Genomic DNA, 24,906 nt, shown 5'->3' on the forward strand with positions numbered 1-24,906 from the left:
ATGAATTATACTCGTACTAAAACCCTAGGTGTTTCCAATAAAATATGGAAAACTATCCATTATTTTATTGTTATTATAATGCTGCAATCAAGTTTTATTGCACCATCTCAAACTATCTACAAAAGATATAATGAGTTGTTTTCTAGTCCAAATGTTTTTCTTCCTCTTCTTACAAGTCCCATTGTTAGTGATTCTTACGCAGAAGATAAGATTAATAATATAGAGCTTGAAAACGAACAAAAAATAGAGTCTAAAAAATCAAATATTGTATATGATAAGGTTAAAACTGAATCAACTATATTTTATTCAGATATTGTTTTAGGTTCTATAGGTTTTGATAACCAAATAGGTTTTGATAATCCGAAAGATAATTTATTTAAGGTTAATTTATCTAAAGCAAATTTAGATGCTAATAAAAAATATATTCTTGAATATGAAGTAAATGGAGTAGATGAAAACTCAGTTATTGGAAAAAGTATTAATGACAATTATGTAACTGGAGGTTATTTAGTAAAATTCAAAAATGAATGGATAAAAAAAATAGAAGAATTAGATTTCAAATGGTTAAAAGAAGACGGAAATGTCATTTTTTTCAATGTTCCAGAAGGAGCTACTTATCAGTATAAAATTAGAAACTTAGTTATCAAAGTTGTTGAAGAACCAACTAAAAAGAATACTAAAATTGTTTTAAATAATCAAAATGTATTTTTAACTAAAGAAGAAAAAATTTATTTGAATGGGTTTATAAAGTTGAATGAAATTTCAAATAAAAAAATTTTTGCGAATAATCAAGTACTAGAGTTGAAGGGAAATCTTTTTGAAGGATATATTAAAGCTAATCAAGATGAGAATATTGTATTTCAGATTAAAGAAAATAATACTATAATTGATGAATTAAAAGTTTCAAAAATTACTACTTCATCAGCAGATGAAAGTTATGCAATTAATACCGATAAAAAATCAATTTCAAAATACTTCGAGAGTAATAAACTGGATTTCTTAGAAATAAACGATGCTAAATTAACTATAAATGATAGTGCGTTACTTGAAAATAAATACATTACAAGTAAGGTGTTAAGAAAAATAGATTTAGCACCATTAGAATCTGGAATGGTCAATGTTACAATGGGAGGGAAAGGCTATCGTTTTTTACCTGATGGAACAGTTTTTAAAAACCCAGTTGCTTTAGAAATACCATATGATTCTACATTAATACCTTTGGGGTTTACAGCTAAAGATATTAAAACTTTTTATTTTGACACTAAAAAGAAAAGTTGGATAGCATTAGAAAGAGATTCGATTGATTATAATCAGCAGCGAATTGTTTCAGCCACTACACATTTTACAGATTATATAAATGGTATAATTCAAACACCTGAAAGTCCCCAAACAAGTGCATTCACGCCCACAATGATGAATGATATAAAAGCAGCAGACCCTTCTAGTGAAATGACTATTATTTCTCCTCCGGAAGTCTCTCAGAAAGGGGATGCAAATATAAGTTATCCTATAAAAATACCTGCGGGTAGAAATGGTATGCAACCTCAATTAGAAATTCAATATAGTAATGAAGCTGGTAATGGATGGTTAGGTGAAGGTTGGTCTATAACGACACCTTCAATTACTATAGATACAAGATGGGGAGTGCCTAATATTAACACGAGTTTTGAAACTGAGCTCTATACTTTGTCTGGAGAACAGTTGATGTATCCGCCTTTATTAAATATCCAAAGTGAACTAGTGGATTGGATGCCTAATAGGCACTATGATGAGGGGGTAGATGGTACAGGAAATCCAATTTTTAATACTACTCCTAGAAATAGAATTGCTGAAAATGAAGCTTTCTTTACTTTTAGGAAACAAGGAAGTTTTGCGAAAATACAACGTTTAGGAAACAATCCTTCTGAGTACAGGTGGAAAGTTCAAAATTCTGATGGAACAATCAGCTGGTATGGCGGAGATCAAAATGGTGTAGTAGAAAATACAGTAATAAGAAACACCTTTAACTACATAGTCCATTGGGGAATTTATAAAACTATAGATGTTCAAGGTAACAATATTATTTACACCTATGACAATCAAATCTTAACAACTTTCACTGGAAATAATCAAAACTTAAATGGAGGTAGACTTTTTTGTATTGACAATATATATTATACTGGATATGGCACCACACAAGGTAAGTATAATGTAAAGTTTTTAAAAGATGTATCTAGTTTAAAACCTAATCAGGATATTGATGCTCGTTTGGGAATAAAGCGAATTGATCCCTATTTGTTAAGTAAAATTAGAGTAAATTATAATACTTCGAGAATTCGAGAATATGGTTTTACCTATTCATTAGGTAGGTTTGGTAAAACACTTTTGACTAGAGCTACTGAATTTGACAAGACAGGAAATGAGTTTTATCATCATGATTTTGAATATTATGACGATATTCTGCAGGATGGTAATGAAGTATATTTTTCCAGTGGAGTTGTAGATACTATTTGCAATGATTTCGTTGCTCCCATCAGTTCATGTTATTCAATTTACGGATTACCCAGTACATTATTTACAACTCCTACGAATGTCTATATAAATAATCAACTTGTTCCTGGTGGACCTTTCAATAGTGGGAATGATTTTTCAACTGCATTAACTACTAGTTTTCCTGAGATTTATTGTGGGTTTTATTTTGGTCAATTACATAATATGGTGATTTTTAACCCCACAATTGCTTATAATAATGTGAGTTTTGTTGATATAAATGGGAATACTGCTTCTTATCCATTTAACAATGATCCAATAGGTTGTACTGCCAGATCAGGGGATATTCAAACTAATAAAATTGCTTTAAGCAATTTGACTGATTTAAGTTCAAAATATACTATTAGCTATTCAAATAGCTCTGTTAGCGGGGATCCAAATTGTCCAAGTTTTACAAATTCTGATTTTTTAATAACAGGTGCTATTCCTTCGTTTAATAGTGCTGGTGCCATTTTGGGTTCGACTGTTTCTGAAAATTATAATATTGGTGGACATCTAGGCTTCGGTGTAGATTTTTCTTGGAATCCTACAACAAAGAATATTACTATTGGAGGTGCTTATAATCATAGTTGGGATGAAAGCAAATCTTTAACTGCACTTATTGATATTAATGGTGATGGTTTAGATGATGTTGTTTTTAAGGCTACTGACGGGAACTTATATTGGAAACAGCATTTTGTTGTTCGGACTTATGCTCCCAACGGAGAGCCTATAATCACCCATAATTTTGGTGTTTATGCACCAATTACTAGTGTAAATAACTATATAACGGACTTTTATAAGTCTTACGGTCAATCATCAAGTTGGAACCTACAAGTTAATTTTGGATTTTCTGGAGGTGGAGGTTTTGCAGGATGGGACACTTCTAAAAATAAGTCTAAAACAAAAGTTTATTTCACTGATGCTAATGCTGATGGCTTAATGGATATTGTGAAAAATGGAACCGTATTCTTTAATCGAATAGATAGTTCTGGATATCCCTACTTTGAACCAGAAAGTAAACAAACAGAAAATATGTTGATACAGGCAGCGCCAGTTTCTGTTACAATTCCTTCTACTGATATTGAGGTTACTACTCCTAATTATGATGTTGTTAAAATGTGGGAAGCACCAATTGATGGGTCAATCACTATTCATAATACCATCACTAATCAGGACCCTACTAAAGAAGTCATTGCAACTATTGAAATGGAAAAGGACACAACTATTCCTTGTGGTAGTAATGTGAATTCTGGTGGAGGTCAAGGTTATCAAGTATTTGAAGTTAATTTAGGAACTGCTACGGGAATTGCGGGTATAAATTATAATGCCCAAAGTGTTCCAGATAAATTTGATATTGTTTGGAATGGTCAAACATACACATCAGGATATAGAGGAGATTCTTCATACAATAATGCATTGCTTAATGCGGGAGTTCCCTTAAGTGAAATTCAAACTGCCAGTCCTTCCAATGGTGTAGGTCAATTAACATTTAATAAAACTAGTGCTTACCCTACGACAGCCCAAATAATTGTCACAGGACCATTAGGAGGAACTGCTTGGTCATTTTCAAGTATATGCCCTGGGCAAGGGCTTAATAAATCGCCTGAAACAGATCATATAGTTGCTGATGTAGAATATAGAAATGATTATGAGCTTGCTATACCATTACATAATTTAAATAATAGTGATTTCTATATTGAAGTTGATGGTTTGTTTTTGAAGGACAAGAAGTTGTACTCTGTACTGTCAATAGATGACTTTGTTACAGATTTTACTGCGATTTATCCGAATACAAAAATCGAAATTAGTAATGATTTGATCCAAATTATTATTAAAGATTCTTTTTTATCCTTTCATGAATTAAAAGTTCTAAATTCTACTTCAGAAAAAATCACATCCTATCCTTTTGAAACAATAGGTGAAAAATTACCAAAAGATAAAGATCTATCAGTGGTAAATCGTTTTAATACTACTAATTGTAGTTTTGAACCTAGTGAAATTTGTATGTTATATGGCGTTAAATTGAACTCCATTACACCATCTGTAAGTGTTTCTATAACAGATGCTAGTACATCATGTAATCCACAAACAACCGCATTAGAAGTTAAAAAAGGGGACAGAATATATTTTAGAGTGCATTCAATTTCTTCAGGAAATCCATCTGTTTATTGGGATCCTAGGGTGTTATATACCAATACTAGCTTAAATTCTATTACAGATCAGAATGGGATAAAGCCTTATAATAGCAGTTATAGTGAGAGCTTTATACTATCTCAAAAAGTTCCTGTTATTTTTCCAGGTAATGGTACCGCTACAGTTGAATGGAATGCATTTAATGTAGTAAATCCTACAGATGAAGTTACTTATGAAATTATCAAAAGAGTTCAAAATGGTTCTAGTTATACAGACACATCAATATTTACAAAAGTTTGTCTTCCTAATGTAACAACTTCTGTGCAAGCAATTGGATTAAGTTCGATTGCAGTTTCAGGAACCTCTAGTAATTCTATCACACAATTCTTTTTTAAAGTACGAGCTACTTCTAATATAAAATGGCTTAGTTCTCAATGGATTCCAAAAATGACCTGCACTACAGTACAACCAATAGTTGGGAGTGGAGGAAACGAAGGCAATGTTACTACTGCAGAAGTTAAATATCCCATAGTGGACTATAGTATTTACAAGAATTTTTTGTGTGGAAATGGTTATAATAGAATAAACGTCAGTACTTATAATGACGGCAGCACAAATTTGATAATAAGTCCTAATATAACAAATTCTAATTTTATATCAACTGATAACGGAACTATTTATTTTGTTGTTAAGAAAAATAATACTTTTGTAGGTAGACGCACTATTACAGTCGTTAATGGAAATGTTAGTATTTCTCCAGGTACAATAAATTTAGGCACTACTAGTGGATTCATAGAAGTAGGTTTTTATACCGACGATAGTAATAGAGTTATTAATAGTCCGACTGATGTTTCTTTGTTGAAGCGATTGCTTGATATTTCAAATCTAGTTAAATTAACTAGAGGCATGTCTTCCTTTTATTTTACGGAAGATATGGTAAATCTTATGCACAAACCTTTTGGACAGTATGGTAATATGTATAGACAATGGGGACAATTTTTATATAATCCTGAAGTAGTAACTGGTGCGACTGTTATTAGTTCACTCGGAGTGAATTTAATTAAAGAAGAAACTTTAACTATTACCGATTCGCAAGCTACTGCATTGCAAAATTCATTATTAAACAGTAATAATCAGATTAATTCAGATTTACAACTTTTGCAAAATATTAATATAAATGATCCGAATTCAGCATCAGTAATTCAATCAACTTTAGTAAATATTCAAAATAATTCTGGAATGAATACTATTCCGTTCTTATTTGCAAATGCTTACAGAGAAAGTGAATCAAATTATGACGATAAATGGATTGGGCTGCATAATGAGAATTACGCAGGTCGATGGACAGCAAGAGCAGCTAAGCTGACACAAGCTATAGATTTTCAAGAAGATAATACTATTTATTCTGGCACTTTCTTTACAGGAGCTTTTGGAATTGATAAACTTACCTACGGAGATGGTCAAAGTGTTTCTGCTGGAGGAGGATTTGGAGGATTTGGAGCGTCTGGAACTACATCATTAGGAGGGGTTTCAAAATCTCTTACTGATTACATCGATATAAATGGCGACAGTTATCCTGATATATTGACTAATAATCAAATTCAATATACTGTAAAAACAGGAGGGTTGGTAGTTCCTTCTTCTAGAGGTGTTTATGGGGGTGATATGTCTATTGATAACAGTAATAATTGGGGTTTTAGTGCATCTGGTACCTTTGGTAAATCGGGTAAGCCAAATGCTGGTAGTGAAGGTGCAAAACCGACACCAAATGGAAAAATGAAGATTGGAAAACCTGCCACAAGTTCATTTGGTGGTGGTAATAATTCAACAGGTATTTCTGGTAATTTTGGACAAGGAGACACAAGTACTTCACGGTTGTGGGCTGATTTTAATGGTGATGGGCTACCAGATATTATCAACAAGAATTCAGTAAACAATACTGTAGATATTCAATTGAACTTAGGAAATACTACTTATGACACCAATAATAGCTGGGGTAGTTTTACATTATCTAAAAGTAAGAGTAAAACTTTTGGAGGTGGACTAGGTTTTAATTATGCTAATGCTAGTATTGAAGCAGGCATATCATTAGGAAGAACCGATTCTGATACAGAAACCACATTGATTGACATCAATGGAGATGGAATGCTTGATAAATTAGTATCTAATTCAAGTAACATTGCGGTCGATATTAGTTTAGGTAATAAATATGATTCTAATATAACTAGTTTATCTCATGATTTTTCATTTTATGACAGTGCGACCACTACAACCTCTGGTTTAAATGCAACAGCCACCTATTCGTTAATCTGGCCTTTGTACTTAGTTTTTGTTGTTATTCCATTAAAGATACCTGATGTTAGTGTGACAGTTTCAGGAGGTAATTCTACCAATAGAACAAAGAAAACAATAGTCGATTTTGATGGTGATGGATTTCCTGATTTAGTTGAAGAAATAAGTTCAAACAGTGTGAGAGTTCATCATTCAAGGATTAGGAGAACTAATATGTTAAAAGCTGTTTATAATCCTATTGGAGGTGATTTTGTGATTGATTATGAGCCTAAAGGAAAGTCTTATAATAATCCTAATTCTAAATGGGTAATGAAAAACATTACTATTAATGATGGTGTTGATTTGGCGGTTAATGGAAGTACTATAAATGATGGGTTTGATTCTTATATAAAATATTTTGAATATGATAATGCTAAATATGATAGGAGAGAGAGAAGCTTTTATGGTTTTGAAACAATAAAAATTATTGATAAAAAAATAAATAGTAACGGCACTATAGGTAATGATTACAGAACTACGCTTAAGAGATTTAATAATACAAGTTACTATTTAAATGGTTTAGAAATTGAAACTTCTATATACAAGGGTGCTTTTGATCCAAATTCTCCTGATGCAAATTTGTATTCAAGAGTACTAAATGATTATGAAGTTTATGAATTAGATAGAAGTAATGGAAATAATAGTATATTATCTAATGCAGGAAATTTAATCTCTCTGCCTTTAAATTTTGATGTAGGAGGGAGTGAAGGTAGAAAACAGGCGATTGTATTGTTGAAGAAAACTAATACTATTGTCAAAGAGTTTACAACAGACTTTATTGAAAGCGAGGTTCAGATTAGTCATGATATATATGGTAGGGTTATTAAATATAATGATTTAGGAGATATACAAAATGGACAAGACGATTATTATTCTGAAATAGAATACCATGTATTAAACAATAATATTTTAAATGTACCAAAAGCATTCAAAGTATTTGAGGGATCGACTTTGAAAAGACATCGAATAACAGAGGTTTTAAATGCTAACACGGGAGATATTACTAAGATTAAAGCATGGATTAGTGGTTCGGATTTTAGTGAAACTAATATGTTGTATGATTCTTACGGTAATCTTAAAAAAATTATTTACCCTCAAAATGCTAGTGGACAATCTATGTTTTATGAATATAATTATGATACAACCTTAAATAAATATATGGTAGGCATTAAGGATGCATTTGGTTATAATTCAAAAGCTACTTATGATTTTAATTTTGATGTTATTTTAAGTACAACAGACTTAGCAGGAAATGTAATGAAGTATTCTTATGATTCTTTTGGTAGAATGGCTAAAATAATCGCTCCAAAAGAGGCAAGCAATACCCAGCCATACACTATTAAATTTGAGTATATGCCTTATCATGGAAATTTAGCTGGATTAGGTTATCAGAATTGTGTAACTCCTTCTGATTTTATTCCAGTAGCAGTCACTAAACATTATGATCCGCAACATCCTACAAATGCTATTGAAACGTATACTTTTATAGATGGTTTAGCCCGACCAATTCAAATTAAGAAAGATATACAAATAAATGTTGGAACATACTCTAGTCCTAATTATAAAGAATTTATGTCGGTTTCGGGAATCACAACTTATGATGAATTTGGTAGAGAAATTAAACAATACCATCCTAAAAAAGAAGAGAAAGCTTGCACTACAAATTTTTTGTTAAATACTATAAATGATCCATTGGCAAATTATTTTTCTGAATATGAGTATGATGAAGTAGATAGAACTGTTAAAACGATTGATGCAGAAGGAAGTGAAAGTCTCTATATTTATACTTTGTCTAATGATGGTTTTGGTAATTTAGCTTTGATGAATAAATCTATTATAGACCAAAATAGTAGTGTTCAAATTATTACTGAAAATTATAAAGATATTAGAGGAAGAGTAACTTCTAATAAAAACGTAGGACCAAATGGAGATATATGGACTAAATTTAATTACAATGCGATTAATGAATTAACTTTATATGTTGATGATGAAGGATTAACTACTTCTTATAAATATGATTATTTAGGAAGAAAAATTTATGTTAATCATCCTGACAATGGAGAAACATTTATTAAGTACGATAAAGCGAGTAATATGATTCGTTTAGCCACAGCGAATCTTACCAGTGGTGGTCTAGGTATTGATTACCTTTATGAATTTAATAGATTACAAGAAATTATTTACCCAAATGTTAATGGTAATCAAAACATTAGTAATGTAACCTATAAATATGGTGGGCCAGGTTCTGGAAATCAAACTGGTAAATTAATTTATCAGCAAGATGCAACGGGGACTCAAGAATTTAAATACGGTACTATGGGTGAAATGGTTTATAATAGTAGAACTATTGTTGCCCCTAATTTGCCTACACGAACTTTTAATACAGAATTTGAATATGATTCTTGGAATAGGATTCAATTGCTTATTTATCCAGACGGAGAAAAAGTAGCTTATAAATATGATTTAGGAGGTAATTTAAATCAAATGACGGGTCAATATAATGGAGATGACTATAATTATATTGAGCGAATAGATTATGATTATTTTGAGCAAAGAACTTATTTATTATATGGTAATAAGACAGAAACATTTTATGATTATACACCAGCTTTAAGACGATTAAATAATCTTAATGCTAAGACTTCTAATGGTGATGCTATGTTTGATAATCATTACCGTTATGATAAAGTAGGAAATATCACTAGATTAGATAATTCGGCACCTTATAACCCTGATAATTTATTGGGGGGTACTTATTCTCATGCGTATACTTATGATAATTTAAATAGATTGACAGATGCAAGAGGTGGTTTTGATGGAGCATCTTCTGGTACTACTATTCAACAATCCACGTATGATTTAAAAATGAAATATAATAATACTCATGGTATTGTGAATAAAACACAATTACATATTCAGAATAACTTAAACAATCCAACCAATACGTATTCAAATGACTATTCTTACTACGTTGGCTCACACAAGGTTAAAGAAATTATTGATCAAAATACTGGCTTTTCAGAAAACTTTGAGTATGATTTAAATGGGAATTTGGTTAATAAGAGCAATTCAGATGGAGGAAATAGAAAATTATTTTGGGATGAAAGCGATAGATTACGTGTTATAGACGTAAATGATCAAATGCAGCATTATATTTACGATGATAAAGGTGAGCGAGTTTTAAAAGCTAGTTCCCATTTAGAACAAGTGTATGAAAATGGTCAACTCGTAAACAGTAGTACCATCACATTCAGTACCTATACCACTTACCCAAGTGCTTTTATAGTGATAGATGCAAACCAACAGTATAGTAAACATTATTATGCTGGAGTACAACGTATTGTAAGCAAGATAGGAGAAGAAGATGTTACTATTTTTGACACAAATTCATTACAAAAAACTAACTTGAAAGATAATAGTAATAATTCGCAATTTTCTTATGAAGTTATTAAGCAAAAGCAGATTACTGATTTGCAAACCATTTTAGATAAAGCAAAAAGGGGGAAAGCGTTATTTAAAGAATATAAAAAGGAAGAAGATGTTATTAATGAAAATGAAAAAGAGACAGTAAGAGCACCACAAGCAGTTGGTATTTACTTCTTTCATCCAGATCATTTAGGTAGTAGTACCTTTTTAACAGATGGTAGTGGGAATCCTTATCAATTTTTTATAAATTTACCTTTTGGAGAGACCATGTATGAACAACATAGTTATACTGAAAACTTTGTAAACCCCTATAAATTTAATGGTAAAGAGCAAGATATAGAAACTGGGTTGTATTATTATGGAGCACGTTACTATGATCCTAAAATGAGCATTTGGCTTAGTGTGGATCCACTGACCGAAAAAATGCCTAATTCGAACCCATACAATTATACGATGCAGAATCCCATTAATTTAACGGATCCGACAGGTATGTATCCTGAAGTAGGAACTGAAAATAAACCACCGTTTAATGAGAAGGATACTGAAAAACTTAATAAAGCAAAAGAGTATATAGGTGGTGTTATTAGCAAAAAAAATGATAGAATTGATCGATTAAATGCTAAAATTAATAAGTTGAAAGATAAACAGGATAAAAAGTTTAAGGAAGGTAGAAAAACAAGAATAGCGAATAAAACTGATAAAATTTCTGAACAAAATAATCAGATAATCAACTTGCAAACTGCTATTAGCAAAATTAACATTTTGATGGATCCATCAAAACATAATTATAGTTTTCAAATAGGGTCTGATGTTGGAAGAGATATGGGGGAAAATATTCAGGAAGCTGGAAATTTGACGTGGGGAAGCACCAATAGAGATATAACTGTTAATACTAATAGTTCTGTAGGTACACTAATACACGAATTAAGTCATTTGTATGATGTTGTATTTAATAAATTTCCTCATACAGCATTTGCTGCTGGAACTAATATTGGTTTTTATAACGAGGGTAGTGAGATTATCGCATATAAATTAACATATTCGTTAGGAGGGAGTTTACCTGCTCCAGTTAAGGGAGGCGTTATGAGTATAAATTCAGAATGGTTTAATGAAAATTTGAGAAAGGTTTATAGTAAAAAAAAATAAGATGAAAATAAGTGTATTTATATTTTTTGTATTTCTTTCTTGTGCTTCTTCTAAAGCACAAAAAGAAGTTGTACTAGGTTGTTATGTAAACAATGACTCAGAATTTTGCTTTAATGATGACGGAACATTTGTTTATTATGATTATTCAATATATAGATCAGATGTGAATATCATATTTTGTAATGAATGGAGTAAAGGAAACTGGAAGCTAATTGACGATTCTATTGAATTAAACTCTGAATTTCATGCAAATCCTATTAATGTTACTATTACAAAGACTAGTGACCGGAATCTAAATAAAAATATTACAATTGATTTTAAAGGATTTAAAGAAAATTATACTTTATTTTTAGCAAAAAAAAATAGTGATGAATCGATTGAAGTTGATTTAGATACGCCAACCTTAGATATTTCTGGAGGAGAATATCACTTCAAGTTATATCCATTTAAAGAAAATCTAGAAAAAAGTATGATTATTAAGAACGAGAATTTTGATTCGGATAACTTCACTATTAAGAATGATGAAAATTATATTATTTCTATAGATTTCCCTCAGAATATATTTGCTTTTCGGACCTTTAATAATTATATGTTAAAAGTCAAAAAAAATAAGATAATATTTGACAAATGGAAATACACTAAAAAGCCTGATGGTTATAAATCTAAATTGTCAAAATTTTACTAAACTTATTTGAGTTACAAAAGAAAGTGTTGTTATCTGCACTTCTTTTGTAACTAAATCTATAAAAGTACTACTTTCTTTTATCTAAACTGTGACTTTCAAAACTTACCAGATTAAACATATTTCTCATTCTAGACCTTAAGCGGTTACCATAATGTTTTTCAATTTCTGAAGCTGAGAGATTTGTGGTAAGATGTGTAATTGAGTTGTTTTCTATGAAATTTTCGTAACGACTTATAAGTATTTCTGCCATTACATTACAATCGTTACCGAAATGTTTTATCTGCTGTTCTGCTCCTAGATCATCGAAACAAAAGCCTGATAATCTAGTTTGATTCATCGCTTTCATGGTGTATGGTTGTAGTGCTTCATAACCTTGTTTTGCAAACTCATAGGATATTTCTCTACAGGTTTTGATTTTGTATTCGTATTTCTGATACATGAACGGTTTAAGTAAATGCATAATTGAAGTTTTACCACAACCTATAGGACCTGATAATAAAATGCCTTTATTGACATCTATACCTAGTTTTAAAGCATTGGTTTTGTCTCTAATAGCATATATTAATAGTTTTAAGATTACTGGTTTGTCTTCTTCTTGAATTTTAAAGCTGTGTCCATAGGTTTGTTTTCCATGGTATTCTAAGTAATTATAGCATTGTATTAAGTCATAAATTTTATAACTTTTTTTGATTTCGAATGTATTTTCTATTTTAAAGTGGTTCTCCATAATTTTTGTGTGTTGAAGTTTGTAAATGTTGTGGTTGTGGTTTTTGTGTTCCTACGAAATTTTGTGTAGGTCTTTTATTAAAGTTTTGACTGTTTAGAAGCCAATTGCGTATGGCTGCTTTCCAATCTTTCATTTTTGTTTTTCCACCTACGAGCCATCCATTACTTTCAAAATGGTTGTAAAATTTCTCTGCTTCAATCTCTGGTGCATTTTTTTCATGGAAATATGTTATTACTTCGTTTTTGTCAGGAGGAATTGATTGCTGTTTTATACCAGTTTGACTAGGCTGCGCGATTACCTTTTTTTCGAGCAACTTTTTTTGGGTCTCTTTTTCATTTGTATCCTCTTCTATTTTAAAATTCAATTTTTCATTTTTTTGAATTTGTTCGTTTGCAAGGTTTATATTGTTTGTATTGTTTATATAAGGTACCTGTTTAATACTTGTTTGGTGCTTGTTTAGAGCTTGTTCATTAAGCTGTTCATTGACTAGGTTGTTTTTTAATAGGGTTGCTTCTTTATTTATGAAGTTTTTAATGTCTTTTTTCACTAGTGGTTTCGTATAAAAATCAAGGCTTAGCACATTGAGCGTTGATCCTTTAAATGGATTGAAAGAAGGGTTGTATTGTATGTATTCTCTTTCTTGCAACTCTTTAATGCATTTGTGATACGTTGCTGTTGATGAAATTTTGCTAATACGCATTAACTCATCTCTTGAAATTGATATAGGGTTTTGAAATCTGTTTTGATTCCATAATTGAAAAATAGCCATGTATAGACTTATGTGTGTAGGGTTGAGGTCGTAATCTGTGGTTACTTTTTCAAAGAATCCTGTGAGGTGTTTTATGTAATTCATTTTGTGAGTTATTAGTTATTCTTTTTTGAGCTTCTCGATACTATTTTTAAAAGAAAAAATTGGCATTTTTACTTTTAAAAATCACTTCCATTGACGTTTTAATTTAATATATTGAAAATCAATTGTTTAAAATATTTTAAAACGTCATTTTATATTCCTTTTTTTAGCGTAAAAATGATACCTCGAAGTGACGATTCATTAGTGCTTACCTACTTAACTTTTATTGGTTTAGCATTTTTTCTATGTCCTCGTGTTTGTAGTACAGTATGCCTCCAATGCGTTTGTAGTTTAAAGTTCCATTTACTCTAAGATTTTGTAAAGTACCTGGAGAGATGCGTAAGAGTTTTTTAACCTCAGCAGATTTTAGCCATTGTGCTGGTTTTTCTACTTTGCTTGTGCTGTTATTAATTTCATTTAGTAGTACATTGCCAAAATTTAGTAGGTCTCTTTTGGTTACTATTTGATGATTTAATAATTCGATGTTTTCGATTTCTGGGAAGAGTTTTTTAGCCTGTAAATTCATAATGAAATTGTTTAAATTGTTACAAGACAAAACAACCTCATTTGAGTGATTTTTATTCCCAAGGTATTCCCAAGTTGGGAACGATTTTTATACAAATGGAAAGAAAGTTAGTAGCCGTGTAGCTTTACAACTTTAGTTGTATTGATGTGATTAGAAGTAATTTCAAAAAGTGATTTTAAAAAGCGTCATAATAGAGAATTCCCAACTTGGTAAGAGGTTGGGAATTACTTTTCTTCTTCATTTATTTTGTGATTGAGTGTGTCTGATAATTGGGTGAGAAATTTGGTTCGATCTATTTTTCTTGCTTTGATATCTAAATAGCTCCTATAAATTGATTCTTCAATTTCGATATTAAACATCTTACTGAAGTATGCAGCTATTTCTTTGATATCTGAATTCCCATTATTAAATGACTTAGTATGATGCAATGAATACACAAGTTCTACTAAGTCCACTTTTGAACCAGACCAGTTTAAAAGGTTGTCATTACTAGGGTGTATAATTGAGCAATTAGTTTCTAATTCTTCAATTCTGTTTTCTAAATATGTGGTTAATGTATCGTAAGCTATCATCGTTGCTATTAAATAATCATGACTAGTTGATAATTTTGAATCATAATTAATATAAATGCAATCATCATGCAGAATGTTTCTACTATTAGATCTAATAAAGTAAAGTTGGTCATTATGAGAGGCTCTAGCTCTATAATATTCAAAAAACTGTTTGTTGCTTTTTGAATGTTTATGAATCTTATTTAAAGACTTCTCATAGTGCTTAATTTTATTTTTCTTTGAAGCTGGTAAATTACTTTCGATATTTAAAATCTCCTTGTAGTAAATTAGTTTAGCAACTATGCTAGGTTTAATTATTTTAAAGAAGTGTATTTCTTCTTCTGGAGTATTAAATTTATATTTTTTTAACCATGAAAATAGTTCTTGTAGTTCTTGCTCTATAAAGGCTATTACTGCATGACATTTTTTAATAATACTACTATTTTTAGATTTAATGCTCTCGAATTCTTTTTCAAACTCGGTAAAAAAGTCATAGGAATAGTTATCCATAATAACAAACTTAAAATGAAACAAACAAACATAATATGTAACAAACAACTTCAAATAAAACTAAAACTTGTTGATTTTATTGTTAAAATGTTTCTAATGTTTTACTAAATTTTATGCGAATATTTAAGACTTTTGTCGATTTTATTATATTTATATTCAAATTTAGCTCTTAGGACCATCATGTCTTCACTTACTTTTTTATCTAAAACTTTTGCATAATGCTGGGTTGTTCTTAAATTTTTATGTCCTAGCATTTTACTTACGCTTTCTATAGGAACACCATTTGTAAGTGTTACAGTTGTAGCAAAAGTATGACGAGCAATGTGAAACGTCAATTCTTTAGGAATTTCACATATGTCTGCAAGTTCTTTTAAATAGGCATTCATTTTTTGGTTGGATAGGATAGGGAGTAAGCGATTCTCATTTAAGCATTGTGGGTGTTTTTCATATTTTTCAATAATCGATTGGGTAACAGGTAATATGGGAATTTTAGAAGCTGATTCTGTTTTTTGACGATGAGTTGAAATCCATTTTTCTCCATCGATTCCGATTATAATATGTGATTTTGTCAAGTTGAAAACATCAATATAAGCTAGTCCGGTAAAGCAACTAAACAAAAACATATCTCTTACTAAATCCAATCTTTTTATTTTGAATTCTTTGTTAAGCAAAGTTTCTATTTCTTCCTGGTCTAGATAAACTCTTTCAACTTCTCTAACTTTTCCTTTGTAATTTAGGAATGGGTCTTTGTCAATCCATCCGTTAAAGTAACATTGTTTGATTATCTTTCCAAAGTTTCTAATGTACTTTATAGTCGAATTATTATTACAATTTTTGGAGTTTCTTAAATAATAATCAAAGTCGTTTATAAAGGCAATATCAACTTGCTTTATTGATATATCATTAATTGAATAGCAGTTTTTTAAAAATTCTTTGGTATGACTCAAGGTCGTTTCATATTTTTTAAAGGTATTAATTGAAAATTCTCTACCGACCAATTCGTTCATTTTTTTGTTATGGTCTTCAAAAATTACAATTAGTTTTCTGGTTTTTTCTTCAATGCCTAAAAGTTTGTTTTTAAAAGTTTGTGCATTGATTTCCTGATTATTATTAATCATCCATTTTTCTGTTTCGTAAGCTTTGTTTCTTAGAATGTCTAGATGACTATTTATTAATCGGGTTTCTTCAGAATTACCTTTCATTTTACCTGCAGCTGTATTCCATTTTGATTTTTCTACAAATCTTGAAATGCTTAATTCTATCCTTGTTCCATTTATGGTTATTCTTTGGTAAATGGGTAATAAGCCGTTTTTGGCTGCTTTAGAACTTTTCACGTAGAAAAGGATTGACATTTTGTGTTTCATTTTGTGGTGACTTATTATAGTTATCAAATTAGTTTTTTATTCTTCTATAGTCAAGATGTTTATCTTTTGAACAGCTTGCTATAATTGGGCTAGCTTAAAATTCGGTTACCCAAGATTTGAATTTTTTAGGGTAACCGATTATAGCACCAGTCTTTTGAGATTTTATGAATAATTTGAATACTATGAAAAACAAAAAAGCCTTTAAATCATATGATTTAAAGGCTTTTAGCTTAAAATGAATTTTAAAAAGTGGAGTCGGAGAGAATCGAACTCTCGTCCAAACAAGCAATCGAAGAGCTTTCTACATGCTTAGTTTCTGCTTGAATTTTCGACAAAAAGCAAGGCCAAAAACAACCACTTCTTGCTTAGCTTTATCAGTGTCAGAAAGGATTTAAAGCATTACCTTTCCTAGGTTTACTTTTACGGTTCACCTGAATCAAACTCCATAAACCAAGGATGTTGAGGTGAATCTAGCTTTCCAACCTTGTTGGAACTAGGCAAATCGTACTAAACTTCGGATTAAGCAGCTAAAGCGTAATTATTTTCGCCGTTTATAAGGTTGTACGATTATGATTTACGAGCCAAAAGTACAATGCTCGGCATGCTTACTTTTCAATTCCACTCGCTGTCAAAACCAGTCGACCCCAAATGAAATTAGAATTTAGAAATCAGAATTTAGAAATGTATAATACAAAAATCATACCTTTTCACTATTCTAAGTAAATGCTTCTAAAAAGTGTGCCAAAATTACATTATTTTTTCCATTAAAAAAAAGTTGTTTTTAGAAATCTATAAAGTTATATTTGTAACATTGCTGACTAAACTTAAGATAAAAATAACAAATGAAATTCGGAATAATAAAGGAACGTAAAAATCCACCAGATCGTCGTGTGGTTTTTTCACCAGATGAATTAGTACAATTTAAAAATCAATTTCCCCAAGCCGATATTACCGTAGAATCTTCTGATATTCGTATTTTTTCTGACGAACGCTATCAGGAAAAAGGTTTTGAAATAGCTCAAGATCTATCTGGTTGTGATGTTTTATTGGGTGTAAAAGAAGTGCCTATTGTCAATTTAATTCCCAATAAAAGTTACTTCTTTTTTTCACATACGATTAAAAAGCAACCTTATAATCGTAAATTATTACAAGCAGTTTTAGATAAAAATATTACATTATACGATCATGAAACGATTGTAGATGAAAAAAATGCGCGTTTAATTGGTTTTGGTCGTTATGCAGGAATTGTTGGTGCATACAACGGAATTAGAACATTTGGAATTAAATTTGAACTGTTCAATTTGCCTAAAGCGGAAACCTTGCCCGATCAAAATGCGTTAATTCAACGCTTGAGAAAATATCCTTTACCTTATATTAAAATTGTTTTAACTGGTAGTGGGAAAGTGGCACATGGCGCTAAAGAAATGTTAGATGCTATGAAAATCAAACAAGTTTCTGTTGAAAATTATTTGACTAAAAAATATACTGAACCTGTCTATACAATGATAGACGTTTTGGATTATAACAAAAGAAAAGACGGACAAAAATTAGATAAATATGATTTTTACACTAATCCAAAAGAATATGAATCTGATTTTGAAAAGTTTGCTGAGGTTTCTGATTTATTCCTAGCAGGTCATTTTCATGGAAATAATGCACCCGTGATTTTATCTAAAGAAATGCTACAATCTCCCAAATGTAGTATAAAAGTTGTGGCCGATATTTCATGTGATATTGATGGACCAGTTGCTTGTACTTTACGACCAAGTACTATTGCAGATCCTGTTTATGGGTATTTACCAAAAGAACATAAAGAGGTATCTTTGACACATCCAGCGGCAATTTGGGTTATGGCAGTTGATAATCTTCCTTGTGAATTACCCAAAGATGCGAGTGAAGGTTTTGGAGAAATGTTTTTAAAATATGTCATTCCAGCTTTTTATAATAACGACGCTAATGGCGTATTGGCTAGAGCCAAAGTTACCGAAAATGGTAAGTTAACACCTCGTTTTGCCTACTTGCAAGATTTTGTAGACGATAAAGAATAATTTTTATTCCCTAATATTTGAAAAATCCTAAAGTAATTTAGGATTTTTTCATTTACAAGAAGTTGTATTATATTTGAGTATAAAATGAGCTGATGAGAACTACTTTCTTTTTTATATTTTTTATACTGCTGCAACCTTTAACTAGTAGAAGTCAGGAAATATTGCCTTTTGTTGAAAATTATTCGAAACAAGATTATGAAGGTGATAACCAAATATGGAGTTTAACTCAAGGAGATGATAATGCGATGTATTTTGCTAACAATAGTTTTTTACTTCGTTTTGATGGTGTAAAATGGGAAAAATATACGTTACCAAATAAATCAATTATTCGTTCGGTTTTTTCTTTCGAAAATAGGATATATACAGGTTCTTATAATGAATTTGGATATTGGGAGAGGAAGGATGGAAAGATGTATTATACTTCTCTTTCTCAATCCAATAATTTTTTTGAGAACAATTCGAAAAGCGAAGAAATTTGGAAAATTTTTGCTGTAGATTCAAAAATCTATTTTCAAACGTTTAACGAGCTTTTTGTTTACAATAAACAAACCATTCATAATATTACTTTTCCTTCCCAAATTTCCTATTGTTTTGTTGTGGATAACCAAATTTACGCAGCTACTGTTAGAAAAGGAATTTACAAATTTGATGGAGAACATTTTTATCAAGACCATTCTTTCGATTTAATTGCAAATAACATCATTTATGGTATTGAAAAAAGTAACACAGATTATTATGTATTTACCCAAAAAAGCGGTGTTTATATAAAAGAGAAGAATAAAGAATTAACCGATTGGAAGCATGAAATTAATGAAAAACTGAAAAAGCAAATCATTATCTCTGCAACTATTTTTGAGAATAAAATGCTAATTGGTACTGCTTTTAATGGTTTGTATGTAATCGATTTAAAACAAAAAGATTATTACAATATCAATCGCTCTAACGCACTTCGCAATAATTCGGTATTAAGTATTTTTATTGATAAGGAAAAGAATTATTGGTTAGGCTTAGATAATGGCATTTCTCATGTGATTCAAAATTCTCCCTATCAAATTTTTTTAGATAATACAGGTCAATTAGGAACGGTATATAGTATTGCTAAATTTAATTCAGGTTACTTATTAGGAACCAATCATGGAGTGTTTAAAGCAATTGATAATCAATTAAGCCTAATTTCCAATTCGCAAGGTCAAGTGTGGAACATAACACCTTCTAATAATGATTATATTATTGGGCATAATGAAGGTACTTTTAAACTATCTAATAATGGAGCTTATTCAAAATTAAATGATTTAGTAGGTGGATGGGAACTAAAACCCGATCTTTTTTCTAAAGGTTATATTCAAGCGAATTATATTGGTTTATATAAAATTGAGGATGATAACTTTGAGACGTATCAAAAGTTAAATGAAAAAATGAAACCTGTAAAAGATTTTATTCAATTAACTAATTCAGTTCTACTTTTTACCGACGGATATAGAGGTTTGTATAAACTTGAATTGGAAAATAATACTTTTAGTAGAGTAATCAGTTTAACCGAAAAAAATAATATTAAAAACGATTATGGCGTGACACTTTTTGAATATAAAGGCACCGAATTGTTTTATATTAATGACATGTGGTATTTTTTAGATAAAGTGAATGATAAACTACTACCACATGCGGTATTTAATGCTAATTTTAAAGACATACAGGAAATTATTCCAATAGATAATAACTCTTTCATGGTAAATAAACAAGGGAGTTTATATATCATTAATCAGTATAAAGAGAACTTCACTTGGATGCCTATTCCTGTTCAATATTATAAAGGTAAATTAATAAATAATGAAACTAAAGTATTTAATATTGATGGGAAATACTTGGTTAATATGGACGATGGTTTTCTTCAAATAGAGTCTTTAGATTATAATTTTGAAAAGCAACAAATTTCTATTGAAGCCTATAATTCTGAAAATAAATTAATTGCAAATAATCAATCCATTCCATTTAAAGAACAAGTAACACTATATATTATTTCAGAATTCTTTGGGAGTAAGAAAGCGATCCTTTATTACCGTATAGATGATGAAACATTGCAAAATGTTGGGAACGGAAGGTTAGAATTGAAAAATTTATCTAGTGGAAATCATATCGTTCAGATTTTTACTGTCGAGAAAGGTAATTATGTAGAAGTGCAACGGTATAAATTTACGGTTTTAAATCCATGGTATTGGTCCCTATGGATGAAGTTAATTTATGTTTTATTGATTGTTTTTATTTTGTTTTTATATTATGCTTGGAATAAAATGAAATACCGACAAAAAATTAAACTTAAAGAAGAAGAATTACGTCATAAAAATGAAATTATCAAACTAGAAATCCAAGCAGAAAATAAATTGAAAATCCAAGAATATGAAAAGCATATTTTAGAAAATCAGGTGAAGACTAAAGCAAATGAACTAGCTGGTAAATCTCTTTCCATAGTAAAGCAAACAGAATTAATAGATAGCATTCAAAAAATTTTAGACTCTGAAACATCTTCTGGATCTTTAAAGTCCAAAATTAATAAAGCGATTAAAATTAACAGTATCAATAAAAATGAATGGAAGTCCTTTGAAGATAATCTTTTAAAAAGTAATGAAGATTTCGTTAAAAAAATAGCACATGAATATCAAAATTTAACGTCAAAGGATATAAAACTGTGTATCTATTTGAAAATGAACTTATCTTCTAAAGAAATAGCACCTTTAATGAATATTGGATACAGAGGTGTTGAATTGCACCGATACAGATTGCGAAAAAAATTAGGTTTAGATTCTACTATAAATTTAAATGTATTTATGAATAATATATTATAAAAGGTTATTTTTTAAGAATATTTTATTTTTTTAATCAAAAAAATATCATTTTAGAACACATCATTTATACATCATTGATTGATTTATATGATGTGTTTTTTATTTTGAATTATTTATTTAAGTTGTTTTAAATCAATATTTTAACTTTATTTAATTTTGTTTTGATGTAGTATTGTAGTGTGAAATTGACTAGTAATTATAACGTTGTAGCTGTACATTTGATACATCAACCTTAACAAAAAATTAATATTTAAAAATGAGAAAAATTTATTTTTTATTAATCACAATAATGTGCTCCATCTTTTCTTTTGCACAAGAAATCAATGGAACTATTGTTGATGAGTTTGGAAACGCTTTACCAGGTGTAAATATTCAAACTTTAAAATCGAATAAATTTGCAACCTCAAATTTTGATGGAAGCTTTACTATTCAAGGAAGTATTGGCGAACAAATTAAATTTTCAATGATAGGAATGGAAGATTTAATTGTGGAAGCTTCTCAAAATATGAACGTTACGATGTTGCAAAGTGTAACCGAATTAGAAACTGTAGTTATGATTGGTTATGGAACAGCTAAAAAACGAGATCTTACTGGATCTATCGTAAGTATCAAAGGGGAAGAAGTTGCAGACAAACCTAATAATAATGTATTAAGTTCTTTACAAGGTAAAGTAGCAGGTTTAAGTGTTGTTAATTCTGGACAACCTGGATCTGAACCAGATGTACGTATTAGAGGTACCATTAGTTTGTATCAAACTAAACCTTTATATGTAATCGATGGTATTTTTTCTGAAACTATGGATTTTGTAAACCCAAACGATATTAAGTCGATAGAAGTGCTTAAAGATCCTTCATCTCTATCTGTTTTTGGTGCTCGTGGAGCGAATGGTGTTATTTTGGTTACTACTAAAAGAGCTAGAAATGGTGAAACTCAAATTAACTATAATACTACTGTTGGTTATAAAAATATCACTGGAAAACCTGATATGACAAACGCTGAAGAATTTAAGTATTTATATGATATGCAACGTGCTAATCAAGGTGCTTCTCCTTATCCTTACTATAATTTGTATAATGCGGATACCGATTGGGTAAATGAAATTGCTAATGATAATGCCTTGTTTTACAATCATAACATTTCCTTTTCAAATGCTTCAGAAAAGAATTCATTTTATGCAGGTTTTGGCTACTCTAATGAAGAAGGACTTATTAAAAATGAATTGTATAAAAAATTTACTGCTTCTTTGAATGACGAATTACAAGTTACAGATTATTTAAAATTGGGGGTTAATGTTAATTTTTTAGATGCTCGATTACCTCGTTTAGGCGGTTTTAATACAGCATTAAATACAACTCCTTTGGTAGCACCTTTTAATAACGAATTAGGTGTATATAATCAGTTGCCAACAGATATGGGTGCAGCTCAATTAGGTAACGCATTGCTAGAAGTAGAAGGTAAAAAAGGAACACAATTAAATAGAAATACCAAAATAGTTGGTAGTGTATTTGCAGAAGTGGCACTACTTAAAAATCTTAAATTTAGAGGTTCCTATTTAGCGAGTTTAGATTATTTAAGAGGAAGAGGATACTTACCTGTTTTTGATGTTTACGCTGCAGAAACTGATGAATTGGTTCATTATTCGGGTAATGTATTAACAAAAGTGAATCAGTTTAGTAACTTTAAACAGAACTTACAGCAAGATTATACTTTAACGTATCAAAAAGAATTCGGTAAACATGATATTACCTTATTAGCAGGTCATACGCGTTATAATGAATATTTAGAAAATATGAGCGGTACGGTTTCTCAGTATGCACCAAGTTATGATGACGATGGAATAGATACGAATCAAATTCCTAATGATCCAAGATGGTGGTATTTGAACGTATTCCCATATGGTGATCCAACCACAAGATTTTCAAATTCAACACAATGGGATAGAGCTACTATGTCAAATTTAGCTCGTATACTTTATAATTACGATGGGAAATATATGTTGAATGCGTCTTTTAGAAATGATGATTCTTCAGAATTAAGAAAAGATCAAAATTTTTGGGCAGTGGGTGCTGCTTGGGAGATTTCAAAAGAAAGTTTTTTCGCTAATAAATATGTTAATTATCTAAAAATTAAAGGTTCAATGGGAGAACAAGGAAATCAATTTTCTGATTTGCATTATCCTACTTATCCATTATATATACCTGGTCAAAGTGCCGTTTTTGGAGAAGAATTGGTACCAGCTTATATCTTGGCATATAGAAATAACCCTAATTTAGAGTGGGAAACGGTTACCTCTAAAGAAATAGGTTTTGAATTGGGTGCTTTTGATAATAAATTGTCTTTAGAAGTAAATTATTATGATAAAACTACTAATGGTTTGATTGCTTTTATAAGAGGAACGGATAACTTTTATGGAAATTTAGGTAAAATTTCTAATAATGGACTTGAATTTGTTGCTTCTTGGAAGAATACTATTAGAGAAGGATTTGATTATACGATTTCTGGGAATCTAACTACATTAAACAATAAAGTTCATTATTTAAATGATGAGGGATATGATTATGTTTCTGACCCAACAAGAACTACTGGAGGACAACCTATTAGTTATTTCTATGGATATGTAGTTGAAGGAGTGTATCAAACGTATGCTGATGTCTTAAATTCACCCATTAGTACGGTAGGAGATTATACCGTTGGAGACTTCAAATATAAGGATGTAAATGGTGATGGACAAATCACTCCGGAAGATAGAACTAATATTGGTAATCCGACTCCTGATTTTACGTACGGTTTTTCTGCAGCTGTTAACTATAATAGTTGGAATTTAGGTGTTGATTTTCAAGGAGTTTATGGAAATGAGGTTTTTAGAAATTGGGGAAACGGATCTTCTTTTGCTCAGTTTAATTTTAGATCAGATCGTCTAGGCGCTTGGACAGGTGAAGGTACCTCTAATTGGGAACCTAGAATGAACGATGCATCAGGATATAATAGATTAACATCATCTTACATGGTTGAAGATGGTAGTTACTTGCGTTTACGTAATGTTCAATTAGGTTACACGTTTAAAAATGAATTTTTAAATAATTTGAAAATTAAGAATTTAAAAATGTTTATCAATGCGCAGAACATGATAACATGGAAAAATAATTCTGGATTTACTCCTGAGTTTGGTGGTAGCCCAACAAGTTTTGGAGTAGATGGTGGTTCTTACCCAGTAGCGGCTATAACTACTTTAGGAATTAATGTAACATTTTAATTAAA

General features: G+C 30.2%; 10 protein-coding genes and 1 other RNA gene. 5 read left to right on the forward strand and 6 right to left on the reverse strand.

Annotated features, from left to right (window positions below):
- The gene (locus FHG05_RS12025; protein WP_140998277.1) at nt 1-11,547 is read left to right on the forward strand and encodes an RHS repeat-associated core domain-containing protein; all 11,547 of its coding nucleotides are present in this window, start codon (nt 1-3) and stop codon (nt 11,545-11,547) included.
- A 1-nt stretch (nt 11,548) separates the two neighbouring features.
- Entirely contained in the window at nt 11,549-12,232 is a 684-nt protein-coding gene (locus tag FHG05_RS12030) for a hypothetical protein (protein ID WP_140998278.1), read from the forward strand.
- A 67-nt stretch (nt 12,233-12,299) separates the two neighbouring features.
- On the opposite strand, the gene FHG05_RS12035 is transcribed toward FHG05_RS12030, so the two are convergent.
- From FHG05_RS12035 to ssrA, 6 genes are all read right to left on the reverse strand, one after another.
- Nucleotides 12,300-12,959 carry a P-loop NTPase family protein gene (locus tag FHG05_RS12035; protein ID WP_157504247.1) on the reverse strand — a complete coding sequence of 220 codons (660 nt, stop codon included), beginning with the start codon at nt 12,957-12,959 and terminating at the stop codon, nt 12,300-12,302.
- Nucleotides 12,943-13,812 (reverse strand): transcriptional regulator, encoded by an 870-nt coding sequence (locus tag FHG05_RS12040; protein WP_140998279.1) that lies wholly within the window; start codon nt 13,810-13,812, stop codon nt 12,943-12,945. Before FHG05_RS12040 ends, FHG05_RS12035 begins: the two co-directional genes overlap by 17 nt.
- Nucleotides 13,813-14,032: 220 nt before the next feature.
- A complete protein-coding gene (locus FHG05_RS12045; protein ID WP_140958931.1) occupies nt 14,033-14,335 on the reverse strand; it encodes a helix-turn-helix domain-containing protein in 303 nt (100 codons plus the stop codon).
- Between the two features lie 224 nt (nt 14,336-14,559).
- On the reverse strand, nt 14,560-15,396 hold the full coding sequence (locus FHG05_RS12050; protein ID WP_140958933.1) for an RteC domain-containing protein: 837 nt from the start codon (nt 15,394-15,396) through the stop codon (nt 14,560-14,562).
- 104 nt (nt 15,397-15,500) lie between these two features.
- On the reverse strand, nt 15,501-16,760 hold the full coding sequence (locus tag FHG05_RS12055) for a site-specific integrase (protein ID WP_140958935.1): 1,260 nt from the start codon (nt 16,758-16,760) through the stop codon (nt 15,501-15,503).
- A 247-nt stretch (nt 16,761-17,007) separates the two neighbouring features.
- Nucleotides 17,008-17,406, reverse strand: a transfer-messenger RNA (tmRNA) gene (gene ssrA / locus FHG05_RS12060).
- Nucleotides 17,407-17,602: 196 nt separating this feature from the next.
- On the opposite strand from ssrA, the gene FHG05_RS12065 reads away from it, so the two are divergent.
- The 3 genes from FHG05_RS12065 to FHG05_RS12075 all read left to right on the forward strand — a co-directional run bounded on the left by FHG05_RS12065 (nt 17,603) and on the right by FHG05_RS12075 (nt 24,901).
- Nucleotides 17,603-18,808, forward strand: a complete 1,206-nt coding sequence (locus FHG05_RS12065) for an NAD(P)-dependent oxidoreductase (RefSeq protein ID WP_140998280.1) — start codon at nt 17,603-17,605, stop codon at nt 18,806-18,808.
- Nucleotides 18,809-18,900: 92 nt separating this feature from the next.
- Nucleotides 18,901-21,648, forward strand: a complete 2,748-nt coding sequence (locus tag FHG05_RS12070) for a helix-turn-helix and ligand-binding sensor domain-containing protein (protein ID WP_140998281.1) — start codon at nt 18,901-18,903, stop codon at nt 21,646-21,648.
- Nucleotides 21,649-21,904: 256 nt separating this feature from the next.
- The gene (locus tag FHG05_RS12075) at nt 21,905-24,901 is read left to right on the forward strand and encodes a SusC/RagA family TonB-linked outer membrane protein (RefSeq protein WP_140998282.1); all 2,997 of its coding nucleotides are present in this window, start codon (nt 21,905-21,907) and stop codon (nt 24,899-24,901) included.
- Nucleotides 24,902-24,906 lie beyond the last annotated feature (5 nt).

Origin of the sequence: Flavobacterium profundi (assembly GCF_006491645.1) — a bacterium.
GTDB lineage: Bacteria > Bacteroidota > Bacteroidia > Flavobacteriales > Flavobacteriaceae > Flavobacterium > Flavobacterium profundi.